This is a genomic window from Streptomyces sp. PL-29 (genome assembly GCF_058344425.1).
Window position 1 is genome coordinate 4,055,603 of sequence record NZ_CP136996.1, and the last position, 18,202, is coordinate 4,073,804.

Here is an 18,202-nt window from a genome sequence, read left to right on the forward strand (position 1 = left end):
CCCGCTGCATCAGGCGACGTCGGACCAGCGGCTGTGCAGCGGCACCCGCACGGGGCGTTCGGGCGCACCCCGCGAGGCGGGCTGCATGGGGACGAGCGTGCCGGTGGCGGCGCGCTCCATGGAGTCTCCGATCGCGCCCGGCGCTCCGGGCGCCACACGCAGGGCTCCCACGGCGATGGCTGCCTTGAGCAGGGCGAGACGGTGGATGCTGGTCATGGCGTACTCCTTGGCGCTGCGGAGAGCGGTGGCGGCCGGCCTGCGGAGGCCGAACCTCGTACGACCATTGCGCCCCGCTGTCCTCGCGCCGTCACGCCACGGCATCTCGGGGCTTGACACGGCAGGCGGCCAGGCCCTCACGGTGGGGCCGGAGCGCTGCGGAAGCCGATGGGGGTGGGGCGAGCGGGGCGGGGTTGTGGGTGTGGTGTTTCGCCGGGGCACCGCCCCGTCCCGGCGCTGGTCACATGCCGCAGCCGGCTTGGTCGCTTTTCGCGGACGGCGTCTGACGGCGGTCGGGGTCAGGAGGTGCTGGCCGGCCGATCGCCGGTTCTGGACGTACTCCTGCGTACGTCCAGAACCGGGACGGGTGCTTCAGGTCAGGGGGTGGTGAGGGTCGGGTTCTTGACCACCTTCGCGCAGATCGCGTAGGCCTTCAGGGTTCCCGCGTTGTCGGGGTCGGAGTTGGTCGCGAACGCCCACCACCGCTCCCCGCTGATCGGTGCACTCGCCGTCAAGTGGTAACGGTCGGCGTAGGAGTTGCCTGCGGTGTAATCCGCGATCTGGAGTCCGGTCGACACAAATGTTCACCACAGAAACGATTTCCGCTACCGCAAACAGCTCACGGTGCGCATTCAAGGGCGCTCTGCTTGGGGCGATCGATGGTAACTGCGGCCCGTCGAGCGCCCATGTCATGATGTGCTGTAGTGAATCTCTTCTGACGGTCGGTCGTTGTACCGCCTCGCTCACCCACTCCCTCTCAGGCCTGCATCGACTTCGACTCAGCCGTCATCCCTCCCTCCCGCCTCCCCCGATCGCCGTCAGACGCCGTCCGCGAGAAGCGATTAGGGTGTGTGCGGCCCATGCCCAGCCCCGGACGGGTAGCAGACGCTGAGAGGCGAGGAGTGCGGAGCGATCGGGTGCGTTGCGGGCTTCGCCCGTGCCGCCTCCGACGCCCCGTCCCGGAAAGTTGGCACCGGCCCGTTCCTCTGGGGGCTTACCGGCGGTCTTTCGGATGTCCGGGGCGGGACGGTCGGTCAAGGGTGGCCGAAGGCCATCGCGCAGCGACGCGACCGCAGGAAGCGCCCTTGACCGGCCGGCACGAACCGGAGAGACGATGGGACTGACGGGAAACCCCCAGAACAGCTCTGATGCCGCCCCACCGCCCCCCGCCACCACCCCGCCCACGCGTTACGCCCCGGCCCCCGCGGGTATCGGCCCGCACGGGAGAGGGGGCGCCGTGCGAGCTGCTGTGCGGAGGTGGGGGCGGGGGTTGGCCGGTGGTGGGGTGGTGGTGACGCTCGCCGTGGCCGGGTGGCTGATGTGGGTGCTGCCGGGGCCGCAGATGGGCGCGGTACTCGGCTTCGGGCCCGTGGACGGGGTCGTCGAGGTCGACCGCTGCTACGAGGCCCCCGCCGCCGAGGGCTGGGCGACCGGTACCGACTGTGCGGGCTGGTACACCCCCCGCCGCCCGGGGGAGGAGGCGCGCGAGATCGTGCTGGACACGGCCGCCGACGCGTACCGGCGGGGGGCCGAGGTGGAGGTTCGGACGGCGAGAGGTCGGGCCTACGAGCTGTCGGGGACGGCTGTGTTCAACTTCGGCACCGCCGCTGGGCTGCTGCTCGTACCGTTCCTCACGTTCGCGGCCTGGTTGTTCGCCTGTGCCCGCAGTGGCACGGTGAGGAAGGCCGAGGGCTACTTCCTCGTGTCCCTGGCCGGCCTGTTCGCCGCCGTCGTGCTGGGGGCGGTGGCCGGATGCCTGGTGGGGATCGGGACCGCCGTGTTCTGACGGCGGTCCCGATCCCGAGATGTGCTAGGCCTCGGCGGCCGGGCGGTAGGTGCACACGTGCACGCCCGCGGGGCTGATCGCCGTGGAGGTCAGTTCGAGGGTGTGCAGGCCGCCGTCCTCGGGGAAGATCGACTTTCCGCCGCCCAGTAGCACCGGCATGATCATGAGCCGGAGCTCGTCGACGAGGCCCTCGCTCAGCAGGGTGCGTGCCAGGGTGGGGCTGCCCATGACCACCAGGTCCCCGCCGTCGCCGTCGCGCAGCTCGCGGATGCGGGCGACGGCCTTGGCGCCGTCGATCCGCGTGGTGTTGTTCCAGGTCAGCTCGTCGTCGCCCAGGGTGTCGGACACGACGTACTTCGGGAGGGCGTTCATCCGGTCGGCGAACGGGTCGCCGGCCCGCTGCGGCCACGCGGCGGCCATGTTCTGCCAGGTGCGGCGCCCGTACAGCAGTGCGTCGGCTTTCTCCAGGGCCTCGGTGAAGGCGCCACCGACGACCTCCGGGTCGAAGAAGGGCTGGGTCCAGCCACCGTGAGCGAAGCCGCCGTCGCCGTCCTCGCCCTGCCCGCCCGGGGCCTGCACGACCCCGTCGAGGCTGATGAATTCAGTGATGACGATGCGCATGGGGATCGTTCCTCTTCTGTCCGGGTCGGTGTCGATGCAAGTAAGACCGGCGGGCGCCGCGGAATGCATCGGTCCCCGCGATCCTTCTTGGGTGATCCGGGTCACACTGCCGCGAGTGGCGCGTGCGGGGTGGCGAGTGGGCCCCGTGGAGCGGCGGGGGGGACCGCGCATCGGCGCAGCCGGGTGGGTGGACGCTGGCGTGGCCGCAGGCCTGCCCGATGGCTTCGAACGGGCGTAGTACGGCTTGAATCAGGTTGTCATCGGGCTATTTCGGGCGGAGAGTTGAGGCTGTTGTCCGTTCTGTCGCCGGACCGTGGTGAAGGCGAGACGAATGGTCCGTCACATCTGCCGGGCGGACGGCGAGTCGGGTCGGAATACCTGATAGACAGTGGATATTCACGGCCCGACCGGCCGCATACCCTGAACGGCTCCTTGGGGGGATCGCCGCACTGTGAAGCCGCTTCACCGCCACATCGTCAACACCTCGCGCAAGGTCCTGTGCACGGCCGCGCTCGCGGCCAGCCTGACCACTGCCGCGGTCGTCTCCACGCCGTCGACCGCGGACGCGGGGGAGTCCGAACCGACCCCGGACAGCCCGCAGGCCACCGACCGCGGTGACGCCCGGCTGGACCTGCCGGACATCGTCGCCGACCCGCCGCCCGCCGCGGGGGCGGGCACCCCTGAGGGCGCGAGCGGCATACCCGCGACCGCCCTCGACGCCTACCACCGCGCCGAGCTGTCGGTGGCGGCCGCGCTCCCCAACTGCAAGCTGCCCTGGCAGCTGCTCGCGGGCATCGGCCGGGTCGAGTCCGTCCACGCCTCCGGCTACGGGCTCAAGGCCGACGGCTACACGGAGAAGCCGATCCGGGGCCCGCGCCTCGACGGCAACGGCTTCGCCGAGATCCGCGACACCGACCGGGGCGAGTGGGACGCGGACGTGGTCTACGACCGCGCCGTCGGTCCCATGCAGTTCATCCCCTCGACCTGGGCCACCTGGGGCGCCGACGGCAACGGCGACTCCAAGCGGGACCCGAACAACATCTACGACGCGGCCCTCGGCGCCGGCCTCTACCTGTGCGCGGGTGACCGGAACCTGTCCGTGGCCGCCGAGCTCGACAAGGCGATCCTCAGCTACAACAACTCCCGCGAGTACGTGAACACCGTGCTCGGCTACATGCGCCAGTACCAGCAGGGCGCCACCGAGGTCGCCAACCCGCCCGTCGGCACCTACCCGCCGGCGCAGCCGGGCACCCTGCCCACGCCCCGCCCGCAGCCGGTCACGTCGACGCCGACCCACACGCCGACCCCGACGCCCACGCCCACCCCGACGCCGACCCCGACGCCCACCCCGACGCCCACGCCCACCCCGACGCCGACCCCCACCCCGGAGAAGCCGGCCCCGTACCTCCAGGACCTGACGGTGCTAGACGGTCCCGGCCTCACCGCCGAGGCGGGGACCGCCTTCACCACGGTTCCGCGGGTCAAGCTGCTCCTCAGTGACGGCAAGCCCGCAGCGAACCGAGAGGTGATCTTCGCGATCGAGGAGGACGCCACCGGCACCCTCTTCGGGACGGCGACCTCCCTGGTGGTCACGACGGGCGCCGACGGCATCGCCGCCGCGCCCGGCCTCAAGGCCGGCGCCACGGCGGGCACCTTCACCCTGCGGGTCTCGGCCTACGACACCACCAGCCGGCTCACCGCGAACTTCACGGGCAAGGTCACGGCGCCGGTCGCCGACCTGCTCGCCCGCCCGGACGGCGCGAAGCCGCTCGCGGCGGTCGCCGGTACGAGCATCAAGGGGGTCGAGGTCCGGGCCACGGCCAAGGGCAAGGCCGTCGCCGTGTCCGGAGTCGTCGCCGGTCTGGGCCTGGAGAAGGGCGGCGAGTGGGTGCCGGCCGACCCGGAGACCGCGAAGGGCCCCTACTTCAAGGACGAGAACGGCAAGAAGGTCTTCAGCCTCACCCTGCCGGAGACCGCCGCCGACGGCCGGATCGTCCTGCCGGAGCTCTTCACGGACGCGGACCTCGCCCCGGGCGCCTACCAGCTCCGCCTGGTCACCCCGGAGGACGTGGTCCTGATCCTCCGCATCGAGATCACCGCCCCGCCCGCGGACGCCGCGAACTGACCCGGGCCCGGGTCGGCGGGCGCGTCGGACCCGGCCGGCCCGGCCGTACACACGCCCTGGGGCCCGCACCGTGCACACGGTGCGGGCCCCAGGGCATATCCGCCTCCGCCGCGATCCGGAGGGGAAAGGCAGGAGCCCCGCCGCTCTGCTCGCGCAGAGGGGACAGGGCTCCTTGGGTACTGCTTTTCCAACCCGCGATGGAGGTTGGCCCAGGCGACTAGGCCGGGGTGACGTTCTCCGCCTGCGGGCCCTTCGGACCCTGCGTGACGTCGAAGTTCACCGTCTGGTTCTCCTCCAGGGAGCGGAAGCCAGAGGCATTGATCGCGGAGTAGTGGACGAAGACATCCGGGCCGCCGCCGTCCTGGGCGATGAAGCCGAAGCCCTTTTCAGCGTTGAACCACTTCACGGTTCCGGTAGCCATGAGCCCTCCTATGGGCCAAAGGGTCGCCCTGCTCCAGAACCTGCTAAGAAGTCTGAAAACTACAAAAGCCTGCGGGTCACATTCTCCGCAGGCCTCGTACTGCAAGGGAAACCAAACTGCAACTTGCGTCGAGCCTAGCACGCACCATGCGGCCGAGACCAGAGGGAAAGATCACGTCACCCGGACGTTTGAGACCCTCCTCAGGGCTGACGCGGACCGTGGGACTAGTCTCGCGATGTGGACGTCTACCGCAGCCGGCCCCGCGTCGGCCACATTCAGTTCCTGAACTGCCTGCCTCTCTACTGGGGGCTCGCCAGAACCGGCACGCTGCTGGACCTGGAGCTGACCAAGGACACCCCCGAGAAGCTCAGCCAGCGGCTCGTCGACGGGGAGCTGGACATCGCCCCGATCACCCTCGTGGAATTCCTCCGCAACGCCGACCGGCTCGTCGCCTTCCCCGATCTCGCGGTCGGCTGCGACGGCCCCGTGATGTCCTGCGTGATCGTTTCGCAGGTCCCCCTGGACCGGCTCGACGGAGCCCGCGTCGCCCTCGGCTCGACCTCCCGTACGTCCGTACGCCTGGCCCAGCTACTGCTGTCCGAGCAGTACGGCGTAGAGCCCGACTACTACACCTGCCCGCCCGACCTGGGTGTGATGATGCAGGAGGCCGACGCCGCCGTACTGATCGGCGACGCCGCGCTGCGGGCATCCCTCCACGACGCGCCCCGGCTCGGGCTGACCGTCCACGACCTCGGGCACATGTGGAAGGAGTGGACCGGACTGCCGTTCGTGTTCGCCGTGTGGGCCGCCCGCAAGGACTACCTGGCCCGCGAGCCCGCGGTCGTCCAGAAGGTCCACGAGGCCTTCCTCGCCTCCCGTGACCTCTCCCTCGAAGAGGTCACCAAGGTCGCCGAGCAGGCGGCCCGCTGGGAGGCCTTCGACGCGGCGCTGCTGGAGCGGTACTTCACGACGCTCGACTTCCGCTTCGGGCCCGATCAGCTCGCCGGCGTACGGGAATTCGCCCGCCGGACGGGAGCGACGACGGGCTATCCCGCGGATGTGTCCGTGGAGCTGCTGAGCGCGATGGTGCAGGAGTGCTGACCGCGTTTACCGCCGGGTAGATCCAAAGCGCCCGCCAGGTGAATGCCCGGTTTCCCGGGAATTCCCGCCCTTTCCGCATTCCTCCGCCGGTCGGGGGAAATGCAAAGGGGTGGCGGCCGCACCCTCCCGCTGCTGCCACCCCCTAGGCTGCTGCTCGACCGGATGCCACAAGGCGCCCGGAAACACGGGGAATTGGGGGGGGGCGCGATGCATCCGCTGGAAGCCGGTGAGCCGCGGACCATCGGTGCGTACCGGTTGCTCGGCCGGCTCGGCGCGGGTGGCATGGGACGGGTCTACCTCGGACGCAGCGCGGGCGGCCGGACCGTCGCCGTCAAGATCGTCCACCCGCACTTCGCCTCCGACGAGGAGTTCCGGGCCCGGTTCCGCCGCGAGGTCGAGGCGGCCCGACGGGTCGGCGGCGAGTGGACCGCGCCGGTGCTGGACGCGGACCCCGGGGCCCCGGTTCCATGGGTGGCCACCGGGTACGTGGCGGGCCCCTCCCTGGACCGCGCGCTCGCCGCGCACGGGCCGCTCCCCGAGACCTCGGTACGGGCCATCGGCGCGGGGCTGGCACGCGCCCTGGTGGCCGTGCACGGGCTCGGGCTCGTCCACCGGGACGTGAAGCCGTCGAACGTGATGCTCACCCTCGACGGGCCGCGGCTGATCGACTTCGGGATCGCGCGGGCCACCGACGGCACCGCCTCGCTCACCTCCACCGGAGTCTCCGTCGGCTCGCCGGGCTACATGGCGCCCGAACAGATCCTCGGCAAGGGGATCACCGGGGCGGCCGACGTGTTCTCGCTCGGCGCGGTGCTGGCCTTCGCCGCGACCGGCCGGCCGCCGTTCACCGGGGACAACTCCGCCACCCTCCTCTACAAGGTGGTGCACGAACCGCCCGAGCTCGGTGGGCTCCACGCCGGGGACCTGCGCGACCTGATCGAGGCCTGCCTGGCCAAGACGGCCGCCGACCGGCCCGCCCCCGACGCCGTCGCCGCCGCCCTGGCCGGGGCGCTCGGCGTCCCGGGCTGGCTCCCCGCGTCCCTGGTCGAGGAGGCCAGCCGGGCCGCGGTTGCCCTGCTCGACCTCGACGCCGGCCCCGCCGAGGGGGCCGCCGCGGCCGGCCCCGCCCCGGCCGGAGGCGGGCCCGCGGGACCGGAGGCGGTGTCGGGCCCGGTCCCGTTCACCGCCGGGTCGTACGCCCCCGCCGGTGGCGGCTTCGGGGCACCGGACCCCTCGTACGGGAGCCAGGGCGCGGGCGCTCCGTACGCCGTCCCAGCGGGGGGTCCGCACGGCAGCCCCACCGAGACCGCCGGCGGGGCCCCGGCCGGCGGCCCGCCCTCCGGGCCGCCCGGGGCCGGCGCGCTGCCGCATCCGCGGACGGAGCCCGGCGGCCGGCAGATCACGGTCAGCACCGGCGGCCGCCGGTTCAGCTGCACCCTCGTGCTGGCCGCCGCGGCCGTCCTGGCGCTGCTGTCCGGCGGGCTCTACTTCCTGGACCTGCTGCCAGGGCAGGGCGGCGGGCAGCGGGACCTGGCCGACGCCGGCGCGCGGCCCTCCGCCTCCTCACCCGCCCCGGGAGCTTCCGCCCCGGACGCTTCCGCCCCGGCTTCGGGCGCGAGCTCCGCGCGGCCCTCGTCCGGGACCCGTACCGACGTGCCCAAGGAGTTCATCGGTACGTGGAAGGGCACGGTCACCACCGCCCGCCTCGGGCTCTCGTCAGAGTTCGAGATCACCATCAAGGGCGGCCGGGTCGGCGAGGTCGTCGCCCGGGACAAGTCCGTCCTGGCCGTCCTCGGCACCGACTGCAGCGGTGACTGGAAGCTCGCCTCGGCCACCGACCGCTCCCTGGTGCTGGACACCGCGGGCGGACCCAACCCGGCCCCGGGGGTCTGCTCCAACGGCTCCGCCGACGAGCGGTTCACCCTGAACGCGGACGGGACGCTCCACTACACGTCGGGCGACAGCCCGGCCGGGAACCCCGAGGGCGACCTCAGGCGCAGCCCCTGAAAGCCGCCGCCGGACCCTGGCGTAGGCTGGCTCGGTCCGGACCTTGACACAGACACACCGCCGAAAGGTGACTCCCGGTGACCGACCAGGCCGTTCTCCAGTCTGTCCTCGACCGCGCCGCCGCGGGGGGCCGGATCACCAAGGAAGAGGCGCTCGACCTCTACCGCCACGCGCCGCTGCACGCGCTGGGGCAGGCGGCGGACGCGGTGCGCCGCCGCCGCTACGCGGGCACCGAGCACATCGCCACGTACATCATCGAGCGGAACATCAACTACACGAACGTGTGCGTCACGGCGTGCAAGTTCTGCGCCTTCTACGCGGCCCCGAAGGACACGAAGAAGGGCTGGTCGCGGGATCTCGACGACATCCTGCGCCGCTGCGCGGAGACCGTCGAACTGGGCGGCACGCAGATCATGTTCCAGGGCGGGCACCACCCGGACTACGGCGTCGAGTACTACGAGCACCACTTCGCGGCCATCAAGCAGGCGTTCCCGCAGCTGGTCATCCACTCCCTCGGCGCGTCCGAGGTCGAGCACATGGCCCGTATCTCGGGGGTCTCGGCGAAGGAGGCGATCCAGCGCATCCACGCGGCCGGCCTCGACTCCTTCGCGGGCGCCGGCGCCGAGCTGCTGCCGGCCCGGCCGCGCAAGGCGATCGCCCCGCTCAAGGAGTCCGGCGAGCGCTGGCTGGAGATCATGGAGATCGCCCACGAGCTGGGCGTGGAGTCCACCTCCACCATGCTGATGGGCACCGGCGAGACCAACGCCGAGCGCATCGAGCACATCGCGATGATCCGGGACACGCAGGACCGCACGGGCGGCTTCCGCGCCTTCATCCCGTACACCTACCAGCCCGAGAACAACCACCTCAAGGGCCGCACCCAGGCGACGATCTTCGAGTACCTGCGCATGATCGCGATCGCGCGCCTGTTCCTCGACAACGTCGCCCACATCCAGGGCTCGTGGCTGACCGTCGGCAAGGAGGCGGGCCAGCTCTCGCTGCACTACGGCGCGGACGACCTCGGCTCGATCATGCTGGAGGAGAACGTCGTCTCCTCGGCCGGCGCCAAGCACCGCTCCAACCGCCAGGAGATCATCGACCTCATCCGCAAGGCGGGCCGCACACCGGCGCAGCGCGCGACGACGTACGAGCACCTCCTGGTCCACGACGACCCGGCGAACGACCCGGCCGACGACCGCGTCGTCTCGCACATCTCCTCCACCGCGATCGAGGGCGGCACCGCGCACCCCGAGCTGAAGCTCGTCTCCGCGAACTGACGCGTCCGACACGATGCTGACGCTGCACGCCGCCGAACTCCTCGTGACCGGACCGAGGTCCGCTCCGCTGGCGGGCGGCGCGGTCCTCGTCGAGGGCGACCGGATCGCCCGCGTGGGTCCCTACGAGGACCTGGCGGCGGCCCACCCGCACGCCCGGGTCCGCCGCTGGCCCGGGGTGCTCACCCCGGGGCTGCTGGTGCGCGGGGCGGACGAGCTGCTGGAGCGGACGTACTACCCGGACGACCCGTACGAGCTCACGGAGCTCGGCGCGGACCCGATCAGCGGCGGGGAGGCGCTGGAGGCCCTGAAGCCGACCGAGTCGCGGTGGGGCCACAGCGCCCGGCGCGGCACGCAGCGGCTGCTGGCCCGCGGGGTGGTGGCGGTGTGCGGCCGTTTCACGGTCGCCGCGGTGCGTACGGCGGTGTCCCGATCGGGGCTGACGATCCTGCCGCCGGCGCCCTACGAGGGGCGCGCCGCCCTGGATCCCCTCGCGGGCCGGGAGTCGGCGGCGGAGGCCTTCCACGGGGTGCTGGAGCCGGGCGCGGTGGCACGCTTCGCGGTGTTCGCGGTGGCGGACGAGGCCGATCTGCTGGCGCGGGGTGCGACCACGTGCGTGGCCACGGTCATCGGGGGACGGCTGCTCCACCGCCGTCGCTGAGACCGCCGTCGCCGAGCCCGTCGCCGAGCCCGTCGTATCCGAGTCCGTCGTGGCTTCCGCCGGGCGCGCTCCCGGCGGGGAGTGCCTCGGCGGTCCGGCCGCCCTCCCGGGCGAGGGCGGCCAGCAGGCAGGCCTGGAGGCGGCTGATCCCGCCGAGCTTGGCGCGTATGTTCACGACGTGGAACTTGACCGTGCTGACGGACAGTTGGAGTTCTCCGGCGAGTTCCCGGTTGGAGGCGCCGGTGGCCAGGCACAGGAACACCGCGGACTCCTGCTCGGTCAGCAGGGCTTCGCAGGGACGGCCCTCGTGCTGCGCCGGCGGCCCGTCCGGCTCCTCGTACGAGGGGAACCACGCAGGGACGCTGAAGCTGACGACGCGCACGGTTCCCACTCCTCGATGCCCCCCGGCCGGCCCCGTACGGAGGGCGGCCTTTTCCTAGAGGACGGGTGGACCGGACAGGTAGGTTCCCTCCGCGTCGAACGGCCAGGCATTGGACTTGCAGCCGCCGAGGCCCTTGATCTGCTGCATCATCGCCGGCGCGGGCTTTCCGGGGCCCGGGCAGCCCTCGTGGCCGCGGCCGATCTCGTGCCCGACCTCGTGGTTGACGATCAGCGCCCGGTACTCCTCCACGGTGCCGCTGAACTGGGGCGAACCCTCCTTCCAGCGCTTGAGGTTCACCACCACGGTGTGGCCGACCCGGCAGTTGGTCTCGCCGATCAGCTCCGGGGTGACCACGTCGCACAGCATGTCGGTGGTCCCGGGCGACGCGATCTTGACGGTGAAGTCCACCGGCTGGCCCGCTCCCACGAGCTGGAAGCCGTACCGCGGGTCCTTGGTCCAGCCGCGCGGATCGCCGAGTATCGCCTCGACGGAACGGGCGGCCGCCTCCGGATCGACCCCGCTGCCCTCCTCGACCTCCAGCCGCCAGCGCCGTGCCGTCCCCTTGCCCTGGACACCGCCGGAGGCGGACGACCCGGCGAAGGCGCCGGGCTTGCCGGGCGTCGCCGGGGCGTCGGTGGACTGCTGCGGCGAGGCGGACTGCTGTGCCGAGGCGGCGGGGGACGGCTCGGCCTCGGGGGACTTCGCGCCGCCCTGCGGGAGCGGGTTCCCCGCGGCGTCGGTGTCTCCTGCGCCCGGTTCGTCGGGCCGGGCCGCGGCGCGGCCCTTGGCGTCCGTGCTGGTCTCGTCCTCGGGCACCAGCGCGTAGGCGGTCGCCGAGACGGCGACCAGCGCCGCGGAGCCGAGGAGGATCGTACGCCGCAGCCGCCTGCGTCGTGCGGCCCGGCGCCTGGCGCGCGGGCCGTCACGGCGGGAACGACCGGTGGAATGGCCTGCCGGCATCGTGAAGCTTCCTGTTCGCGGCGGCCGCTGCCGGACCCGCCCACGGTTGGGGTGCTGATCCGGTGGGTGACCCTCACCGGGCCGCACCCTGGCAGTCAACGCGTGTGCGACGTAGCAGCGTAACTGTCCTTCGGAACAGTTCTACGGTCGGGTACGGCACGGGTACGGCGCGGCACGGCGCGGCTACGGCGCCGCGGCGGCGCGCTACGGCGGCGCGCTACGGCGGCGCGCTACGGCGGAGCCCGCGCCGTCCGGGCCCGGGCGGCCTGAGAGGATGGGGCGGTACCCGCCGATCCGCATCGCAACACGAGGGGCGAACGCCAGTGACAAGGGCCTCCCTGGACAAGCAGCCGCACGAAGTCGCCTCCATGTTCGACAGGGTCGCGGCGAACTACGACCTGACCAACGACGTCCTCTCCCTCGGCCAGGACCGGGTGTGGCGCAAGGAGGTCGCCAAGGCCGTCGCCGCGCGCCCCGGGCAGAAGGTCCTCGACCTGGCGGCCGGTACGGCGACCTCCTCGCTGCCCTTCGCGGCGACCGGCGCGTACGTCGTCCCGTGCGACTTCTCCCTCGGCATGCTCATGGAGGGCAAGAAGCGGAACGCCTGGCTTCCGCTGACCGCCGGCGACGCGACGAAGCTGCCGTTCAAGGACGACGTCTTCGACACCGTGACGATCTCCTTCGGCCTGCGCAACGTCCAGGACACCGACGCGGCGCTGCGCGAGCTGTACCGGGTGACCAAGCCGGGCGGGCAGGTCGTGATCTGCGAGTTCTCGCAGCCCACCTGGGCGCCCTTCCGGACGGTCTACACCGAGTACCTGATGCGGGCGCTGCCGCCCGTCGCCCGCGCGGTGTCGTCCGACCCCGACGCGTACGTCTACCTCGCCGAGTCCATCCGCGCCTGGCCGGACCAGCCGGCGCTGGCCGCCCTGCTGCAGAAGGCCGGCTGGTCCAAGGTCGCCTGGCGCAACCTCAGCGGCGGCATCGTCGCACTGCACCGGGGCATCAAGGTCTGACGCCGTGTCCGACGCAGAGTCCCCCGACTACGAGTCCCTGCTGGAGCGGATCGCCGCCGAGGTCGCCCCGCTGCTGGGCAGCGGCACGCCCGCCGAGTACATCCCGGCGCTCGCCGCCGTGGAACCGTGCCAGTTCGGGATGGCCGTCGCCGACCTCGACGGCAACGTCTTCGGGGTGGGGGACTGGCAGGTGCCCTTCTCCGCCCAGTCGATCACCAAGGTGTTCGCGCTCGCCCTGGCCCTGGCCGAGGGCGGCGACAGCCTGTGGGAGCGGGTCGGCCGGGAGCCCTCGGGCAACCCGTTCAACTCGCTCGTGCAGCTGGAGTACGAAAACGGCATTCCGCGCAACCCGTTCATCAACGCCGGCGCCCTCGTGGTCACCGACCGGCTCCAGACACTGACGGGCGACGCGAGCAGCGAGGTGCTGGAGTTCCTGCGGCAGGAGAGCCAGAACCCGGACATAGGCTTCGATGCCGAGGTCGCCGCCTCCGAGCAGGGACACGGGGACCGCAACGCGGCCCTCGCCCACTTCATGGCCTCGTACGGGAACATCGACAACCCGGTGCCGGCCCTGCTGGAACACTACTTCTGGCAGTGCTCCATCGAGATGAGCTGCGCCGACCTCGCCCGTGCCGGACGCTTCCTGGCCCGGCACGGACTGCGCGCGGACGGCTCGCGGCTGCTGACGCGCAGCGAGGCCAAGCAGGTCAACGCGGTGATGATGACCTGCGGGACCTACGACGCGGCGGGCGAGTTCGCCTACCGCGTCGGGCTGCCCGGCAAGAGCGGGGTGGGCGGCGGGATCGTCGCCGTCGTCCCGGGGCAGTGCACCCTCGCCGTGTGGAGCCCGGGGCTCGACGCCCGGGGCAACTCGGTCGCGGGCGTCGCCGCGCTGGACCGCTTCACGACGCTGACGGGCCTGTCCGTCTTCTGACCCCCCTGCCCGCTGCCGGGACGCTCACCGGGGCGGCGGCAGCTCCCGCAGGTCCAGGGCGTAGCGGCGGGCCGGGCTCCCGCCCGGCGTCGTGAACTCCTCGGCCAGGGCCATGCCCAGCCGCTCCGCCACCGCCACGGAGCGGGCGTTGTCGGCGTGGATCATCGCCACCACCCGCTCGATCCCGGTCTCGCGGACCCGCTCCAGGGTGGCGAGCGCCGCGGCGTACGCGTAGCCGCGTCCCCAGGCCGCTCGCCCGAGCCGCCAGCCGATCTCGATCTCCCCGACCGGCCCCCACGGCTTGTCCGCCGGCCACGGTTGCGCCCCGGTGAAGCCGATCACCTCGCCGTCGCCGTCCAGCAGCGTCCACAGGCAGAGGCCGAGCTGTGCGTCGTGCAGCCGCTGGCGCGCGGTGAACTCCTCGTACTCGGACCACTCGGCGGGACCGCCCAGGAACTCCATGACATCGGCGTCGTTGAAGACGCGGTGCCAGGCGTGGGCGTCCTCGTCGGTGGGCACGCGCAGCCCTACCGCGGGGAGCGGGGGCCGGGTCGGCGAAGTCGTCATCGGGGCAGCCCTTCGGATCGCGGTCTCTCTCGCTGCATAGACTGCACATGTCCGGTGCCGCCTGGCACCCTTTATCGAGCCTTCGGGAGACCCCGCAGTGACCGAGCTCCTCTCCGAACACTCCGCGGACGTGATCGTCGTCGGGGCCGGGCCCGCCGGCTCGACCACCGCCTACTACCTCGCCAAGGCCGGATTGGACGTCCTGCTCCTGGAGAAGACGGCGTTCCCCCGAGAGAAGGTCTGCGGCGACGGACTGACGCCGCGCGCCACCAAGCAGCTGGTGGCGATGGGCATCGACATCTCCGAGGAGGCCGGCTGGCTCCGCAACAAGGGCCTGCGGATCATCGGCGGCGGACAGCGGCTCCAGCTGGACTGGCCGGAACTGGCCTCCTACCCGGACTACGGACTCGTCCGCAAGCGCGACGACTTCGACGAGACCCTGGCCCGCCAGGCCCAGAAGGCCGGCGCCCGGCTGTACGAGCGCTGCAACGTCGGCGAGCCCGTCCGCGACGCCCGCACCGGCCGCATCACCGGCGTGCAGGCGAAGCTGGGCGAGGAGAAGACCCCGGTCACCTTCCATGCACCGCTGGTCGTCGCCGCCGACGGCAACTCCTCCCGGCTGTCCCTGGCGATGGGCCTGCACCGGCGCGAGGACCGTCCGATGGGCGTCGCGGTGCGCACGTACTTCACCTCGCCGCGGCACGACGACGACTACCTGGAGTCCTGGCTGGAGCTGTGGGACCGGCGCGGCCCGCAGGACCGGCTGCTGCCCGGCTACGGCTGGATCTTCGGCATGGGCGACGGCACGTCCAACGTCGGCCTCGGCATCCTCAACTCCTCCTCCGCCTTCAAGGAGCTGGACTGGCGCGAGGTCCTCAAGGCCTGGTGCGCCTCGATGCCGGAGGACTGGGGCTACACCCCGGACAACATGACGCAGCCGATCCGCGGCGCGGCCCTGCCGATGGCCTTCAACCGGCAGCCGCACTACACCAAGGGCCTGCTGCTGGTCGGGGACGCCGGCGGCCTGGTCAACCCGTTCAACGGCGAGGGCATCGCCTACGCGATGGAGTCGGGCCGGATCGCGGCCGACGTGATCGTGCAGGCGCAGGCGCGCTCCACCCCGGCGCAGCGCGAGCTGGCGCTGCACAACTACCCGAAGGTGCTCAAGGAGACCTACGGCGGCTACTACTCGCTGGGCCGCGCCTTCGTGAAGCTGATCGGCAACCCGAAGGTCATGAAGGTCGCCACGCAGCGCGGCCTGACCCACCCGGTGCTGATGAGGTTCACCCTGAAGATGCTGGCGAACCTGACCGACCCGACGGGCGGCGACGCCATGGACCGCGTCATCAACGGCCTCTCGAAGGTGGCCCCCCGCGCTTGATCGGTCAAGGCCGGGTCGCTCGTCGGACAGCCGAGCGGCCCGGCTCGGCTCGGGGCGGCTCGGCTCGGGGCGCCGGCCGTCACACGTTCAGGATCTTCACCTTCGGCGAGCCGGGAAGCTCCTCGACTTCCTTGATCAACGACTGGGGGGAGCGACACGGATCTCTTGGCGGCTCGCTCGACGGCCTGGGGCGCCACGTGACGACTCATACCCCAAACGCACTACCGGCGGTAGGAAACGTCCCGTCTGATGGCTGCCCCGGTGGAACCAAGGCGGCCCCGAAGGCCTGAGGCCGGTGGAGGGTGCTCATGAGGGACGGCGGTCGCCGGTACCCCGGTCTTCCCGGTCGGGGCCGCCGTGCACGCCGCGCACGCACCGGGCCAGCAGGACCAGGCCGCACACCAGCAGGGTGCCCGAGACGGTCCAGCCGGTCGCGAGGAGCAGGGCGTGCCCCGGTTTCTGCCAGGGGCGGGTGGTGTTCAGCAGCCAGCCCCCGACGGCGAGGAGCCCGAGGCCGAGGGCGGCCCGGACCGCGGTGGGGTCGCCGGCCTCGTGGTGCTCGTACGGCTGTGTGCCCACGGGACCACCACCTCCAGGGTCTGACGCTCGGGGCCTGCCCCGCCATCTTCGCAGGGACCGGAACGCCGCGTACCGGCGCCCACGACAACGGCCGGAGGGCCGGTACTCCACCCCCGAGCGGGGGAGTACCGGCCCTCCGGCCGTGTCTGCTGCCGGGACCTGAGCGGGGCTCAGGGGCGGCTCAGAGGACGCGGACGGCGCCCGTCGGCTTGTCGTAGCTCAGGCTGCGCTCGACGATGCCCGTGCTGGGGTTCTGCGCGCCGACGAACTTGCCACCGCCGACGTAGACGGCGACGTGGTACGCGCTGCCCTTGGGGCCCCAGTACAGGATGTCGCCCGGCTGAAGGGCGCTCAGGGAGACGGACCTGCCGGCCGTGGACTGCGCCTGGGACATGCGCGGCAGGGAGATGCCGGCCTGGCGGTAGGCGGCCTGGACGAGGCCGGAGCAGTCGAACGAGGACGGGCCGGTCCCGCCCATCACGTAGGCCTTGCCGACCTGCGCGCGGGCGAAGTTGACGATGGCAGCGGCGGAGCCGGTCGCCGGGGCCGTCACGGTGCCGGTGCCCTGCGGGGCCTTCGCCGGGGCGGAGGTGGTCTTCAGCGAGGTGCGCTCGGAGTCGCGGGTGGCGCGCTCGGCCTCGGCCTTGCGGTCCGCCTCCTCCTTCGCCTTCTTCTCGGCGGCCTTCAGGGCCGCTTCCTTGGCCTGCTTCGCCTCGGCGGCGGCGCCGGTGCGGGCGCTCTCCTCCTGAGCGGTCAGTTCGTCTTCCACGGCGGCCAGACGGGTGTTCTCGGCGGCCGTAGCGACCGCGGAGGAGACCTCGGCGGCCAGGTCCAGGTCCAGGACCGGCATTTCGAGCGTCGTCTCGGCCACAGGCTCGGACGGGGATGCGCTCGCGGTGCCGGCCATGGCCAGGGTGCTGAGAACGCCACCGGCAACTCCGGCGCGGACCGCGAGCTTCGAGGCGCTGCGGCGGGGCTTCCGGTGGCTGGGTATGTGAGCGGTGTGGGACATGAGAACAACCGCTATCAGGGCGTCAGGGTTCCCTTCAAGAAACGTGGGGTGCGCCACAGTTGCGCGCGAAGGGCGCGAACCGGGCGCGCCTGGCTTCTTATTGACGCCGTAACGGGCGAAACGGACACGCCCTCACAGGGCTGTGATCATGGGGTTTCAGAATTAAGTCCGAAATGATCCCCGGACTACCATCCCTCCGCACAGATGGCCAAGCCCGCTTTCGGAACGTCCGATTCGGAGTGGCGCAGGTCACAGGAGGATCACGTCGCGTGGACACCGCGGCCGGCCCGTGACCTTCCTGTGAGGCCGGGCGCCCGCCGCCGCGGAGGGCTCGTGAACGGATGCACGCACTCGGCGCCCCGTCGCACCCTCGTATGCCCCGCGTCCACCTCTGTACACGTAGGCCCCCCGACCGGGCGACGCGGATCTCCATATCACTGCCCGGGCGCTGGGGCCAATTTGCTTGCAGGCGGAATCGTTTGGTAGGGCGACGCGCCCTCCACCTGCAACAACGGGCTTGAATGTCACTATTGGTGATCATGCGGCTGCTTCGAGTATGAAGATCACCACTCATCGGACTTCATGATCGTTCGTCAGGTGGTGGAGATCACAAACTCGGTGGTGTTCCCCGTGTCGCAGATCACAGAGGAGCGGGCATAAGATGCGCACCAGTCCGGCTTGTGAACTGCCTCACATGTGCACGATCTTCGCGAGGCGGGGCACGCCCCCCGCTACCGCTGGGAGGGGCCCGGCCGGCCGCGGTCCAACGGTCCAGGACGACTGGAAGGAGCGAGGAGCGTGAATGCGTACGCGCCCATCCTCGTGCTCGGCGCCCTCGGCGCAGGGTTTGCGATCTTCTCCGTGGTCATGGCCACGCTGATCGGTCCAAAAAGGTACAACCGGGCGAAGCTCGACGCCTATGAATGCGGCATCGAGCCGACGCCGATGCCGGCCGGTGGCGGTCGCTTCCCCATCAAGTACTACCTGACGGCGATGCTCTTCATCGTCTTCGACATCGAGGTTGTCTTCCTCTACCCCTGGGCCGTCACCTTCGACTCCCTGGGGATCTTCGGGCTCGTCGAGATGCTGCTCTTCGTGCTCACCGTCTTCGTCGCCTACGCCTACGTCTGGCGCCGCGGCGGCCTGGAATGGGACTGAG

The 18,202-nt window shown here is 71.8% G+C and carries 19 protein-coding genes; 10 read left to right on the forward strand and 9 right to left on the reverse strand.

Annotated features, from left to right (window positions below; genetic code table 11):
* Positions 1-9: 9 nt before the first annotated feature.
* The gene (locus R4Z63_RS18645; RefSeq protein ID WP_384446347.1) at positions 10-216 is read right to left on the reverse strand and encodes a hypothetical protein; all 207 of its coding nucleotides are present in this window, start codon (positions 214-216) and stop codon (positions 10-12) included.
* Positions 217-593: 377 nt separating this feature from the next.
* Positions 594-794, reverse strand: a complete 201-nt coding sequence (locus R4Z63_RS18650) for a hypothetical protein (RefSeq protein ID WP_384446349.1) — start codon at positions 792-794, stop codon at positions 594-596.
* 710 nt (positions 795-1,504) lie between these two features.
* Here R4Z63_RS18650 and R4Z63_RS18655 point away from each other — a divergent pair.
* Positions 1,505-2,002, forward strand: coding sequence for a hypothetical protein (locus R4Z63_RS18655; RefSeq protein WP_157840192.1), 498 nt, complete (start codon positions 1,505-1,507; stop codon positions 2,000-2,002).
* Positions 2,003-2,026: 24 nt separating this feature from the next.
* Here the strand turns inward: R4Z63_RS18655 and R4Z63_RS18660 are convergent, their stop codons facing one another.
* Positions 2,027-2,623, reverse strand: a complete 597-nt coding sequence (locus R4Z63_RS18660) for a dihydrofolate reductase family protein (protein WP_037918811.1) — start codon at positions 2,621-2,623, stop codon at positions 2,027-2,029.
* A gap of 451 nt (positions 2,624-3,074) precedes the next feature.
* Here R4Z63_RS18660 and R4Z63_RS18665 point away from each other — a divergent pair, with 451 nt between their 5' ends.
* Positions 3,075-4,748, forward strand: a complete 1,674-nt coding sequence (locus R4Z63_RS18665; RefSeq protein WP_384446352.1) for a lytic transglycosylase domain-containing protein — start codon at positions 3,075-3,077, stop codon at positions 4,746-4,748.
* 217 nt (positions 4,749-4,965) lie between these two features.
* On the opposite strand, the gene R4Z63_RS18670 is transcribed toward R4Z63_RS18665, so the two are convergent.
* Complete coding sequence (locus R4Z63_RS18670) at positions 4,966-5,169, reverse strand: cold-shock protein (RefSeq protein WP_030012116.1); 204 nt, start codon at positions 5,167-5,169, stop codon at positions 4,966-4,968.
* Between the two features lie 237 nt (positions 5,170-5,406).
* Between R4Z63_RS18670 and R4Z63_RS18675 the strand changes: the two genes are divergently transcribed.
* The 4 genes from R4Z63_RS18675 (at position 5,407) to R4Z63_RS18690 (ending at position 10,212) form a co-directional block, all read left to right on the forward strand.
* Complete coding sequence (locus tag R4Z63_RS18675; RefSeq protein WP_384446354.1) at positions 5,407-6,270, forward strand: menaquinone biosynthetic enzyme MqnA/MqnD family protein; 864 nt, start codon at positions 5,407-5,409, stop codon at positions 6,268-6,270.
* Positions 6,271-6,477: 207 nt separating this feature from the next.
* Entirely contained in the window at positions 6,478-8,277 is a 1,800-nt protein-coding gene (locus R4Z63_RS18680) for a serine/threonine-protein kinase (protein ID WP_384446356.1), read from the forward strand.
* 77 nt (positions 8,278-8,354) lie between these two features.
* A complete protein-coding gene (gene mqnC, locus R4Z63_RS18685) occupies positions 8,355-9,554 on the forward strand; it encodes a cyclic dehypoxanthinyl futalosine synthase (RefSeq protein WP_384446358.1) in 1,200 nt (399 codons plus the stop codon).
* Between the two features lie 13 nt (positions 9,555-9,567).
* Positions 9,568-10,212 (forward strand): imidazolonepropionase-like domain-containing protein, encoded by a 645-nt coding sequence (locus R4Z63_RS18690; RefSeq protein ID WP_384446360.1) that lies wholly within the window; start codon positions 9,568-9,570, stop codon positions 10,210-10,212.
* Here the strand turns inward: R4Z63_RS18690 and R4Z63_RS18695 are convergent.
* Both R4Z63_RS18695 and R4Z63_RS18700 read right to left on the reverse strand, forming a co-directional pair.
* A complete protein-coding gene (locus R4Z63_RS18695; protein ID WP_052030264.1) occupies positions 10,178-10,594 on the reverse strand; it encodes a response regulator transcription factor in 417 nt (138 codons plus the stop codon). The two genes, R4Z63_RS18690 and R4Z63_RS18695, sit on opposite strands and share 35 nt — an antisense overlap.
* 54 nt (positions 10,595-10,648) lie before the next feature.
* Positions 10,649-11,554, reverse strand: a complete 906-nt coding sequence (locus R4Z63_RS18700) for a DUF3152 domain-containing protein (RefSeq protein WP_384446362.1) — start codon at positions 11,552-11,554, stop codon at positions 10,649-10,651.
* 323 nt (positions 11,555-11,877) lie between these two features.
* Here R4Z63_RS18700 and R4Z63_RS18705 point away from each other — a divergent pair, with 323 nt between their 5' ends.
* Together R4Z63_RS18705 and R4Z63_RS18710 are read left to right on the forward strand one after the other, a co-directional pair.
* A complete protein-coding gene (locus R4Z63_RS18705; RefSeq protein WP_384446364.1) occupies positions 11,878-12,570 on the forward strand; it encodes a demethylmenaquinone methyltransferase in 693 nt (230 codons plus the stop codon).
* Positions 12,571-12,574: 4 nt separating this feature from the next.
* The gene (locus R4Z63_RS18710) at positions 12,575-13,504 is read left to right on the forward strand and encodes a glutaminase (RefSeq protein ID WP_037918823.1); all 930 of its coding nucleotides are present in this window, start codon (positions 12,575-12,577) and stop codon (positions 13,502-13,504) included.
* Positions 13,505-13,528: 24 nt separating this feature from the next.
* Here R4Z63_RS18710 and R4Z63_RS18715 read toward each other — a convergent pair whose 3' ends face one another.
* Positions 13,529-14,071 (reverse strand): GNAT family N-acetyltransferase, encoded by a 543-nt coding sequence (locus tag R4Z63_RS18715; RefSeq protein ID WP_037918825.1) that lies wholly within the window; start codon positions 14,069-14,071, stop codon positions 13,529-13,531.
* Positions 14,072-14,168: 97 nt separating this feature from the next.
* Between R4Z63_RS18715 and R4Z63_RS18720 the strand changes: the two genes are divergently transcribed.
* Complete coding sequence (locus tag R4Z63_RS18720) at positions 14,169-15,452, forward strand: geranylgeranyl reductase family protein (protein WP_037918827.1); 1,284 nt, start codon at positions 14,169-14,171, stop codon at positions 15,450-15,452.
* Positions 15,453-15,758: 306 nt separating this feature from the next.
* Here R4Z63_RS18720 and R4Z63_RS18725 read toward each other — a convergent pair whose 3' ends face one another.
* Positions 15,759-16,031: a hypothetical protein gene (locus R4Z63_RS18725; RefSeq protein WP_037918828.1), complete on the reverse strand. Its 273-nt coding sequence runs from the start codon at positions 16,029-16,031 to the stop codon at positions 15,759-15,761.
* A 181-nt stretch (positions 16,032-16,212) separates the two neighbouring features.
* Complete coding sequence (locus R4Z63_RS18730) at positions 16,213-17,043, reverse strand: C40 family peptidase (RefSeq protein WP_037918830.1); 831 nt, start codon at positions 17,041-17,043, stop codon at positions 16,213-16,215.
* Positions 17,044-17,841: 798 nt separating this feature from the next.
* On the opposite strand from R4Z63_RS18730, the gene R4Z63_RS18735 reads away from it, so the two are divergent.
* A complete protein-coding gene (locus R4Z63_RS18735) occupies positions 17,842-18,201 on the forward strand; it encodes an NADH-quinone oxidoreductase subunit A (RefSeq protein ID WP_030653431.1) in 360 nt (119 codons plus the stop codon).
* Position 18,202 lies beyond the last annotated feature (1 nt).

Coding starts and splice junctions, on each gene's coding strand:
- R4Z63_RS18730 (WP_037918830.1), bottom strand. CDS start 17,043: ATGTCCCACACCGCTCACATACCCAGCCACCGGAAGCCCCGCCGCAGC.
- R4Z63_RS18660 (WP_037918811.1), bottom strand. CDS start 2,623: ATGCGCATCGTCATCACTGAATTCATCAGCCTCGACGGGGTCGTGCAG.
- R4Z63_RS18715 (WP_037918825.1), bottom strand. CDS start 14,071: ATGACGACTTCGCCGACCCGGCCCCCGCTCCCCGCGGTAGGGCTGCGC.
- R4Z63_RS18670 (WP_030012116.1), bottom strand. CDS start 5,169: ATGGCTACCGGAACCGTGAAGTGGTTCAACGCTGAAAAGGGCTTCGGC.
- R4Z63_RS18680 (WP_384446356.1), top strand. CDS start 6,478: ATGCATCCGCTGGAAGCCGGTGAGCCGCGGACCATCGGTGCGTACCGG.
- R4Z63_RS18690 (WP_384446360.1), top strand. CDS start 9,568: ATGCTGACGCTGCACGCCGCCGAACTCCTCGTGACCGGACCGAGGTCC.
- R4Z63_RS18645 (WP_384446347.1), bottom strand. CDS start 216: ATGACCAGCATCCACCGTCTCGCCCTGCTCAAGGCAGCCATCGCCGTG.
- R4Z63_RS18700 (WP_384446362.1), bottom strand. CDS start 11,554: ATGCCGGCAGGCCATTCCACCGGTCGTTCCCGCCGTGACGGCCCGCGC.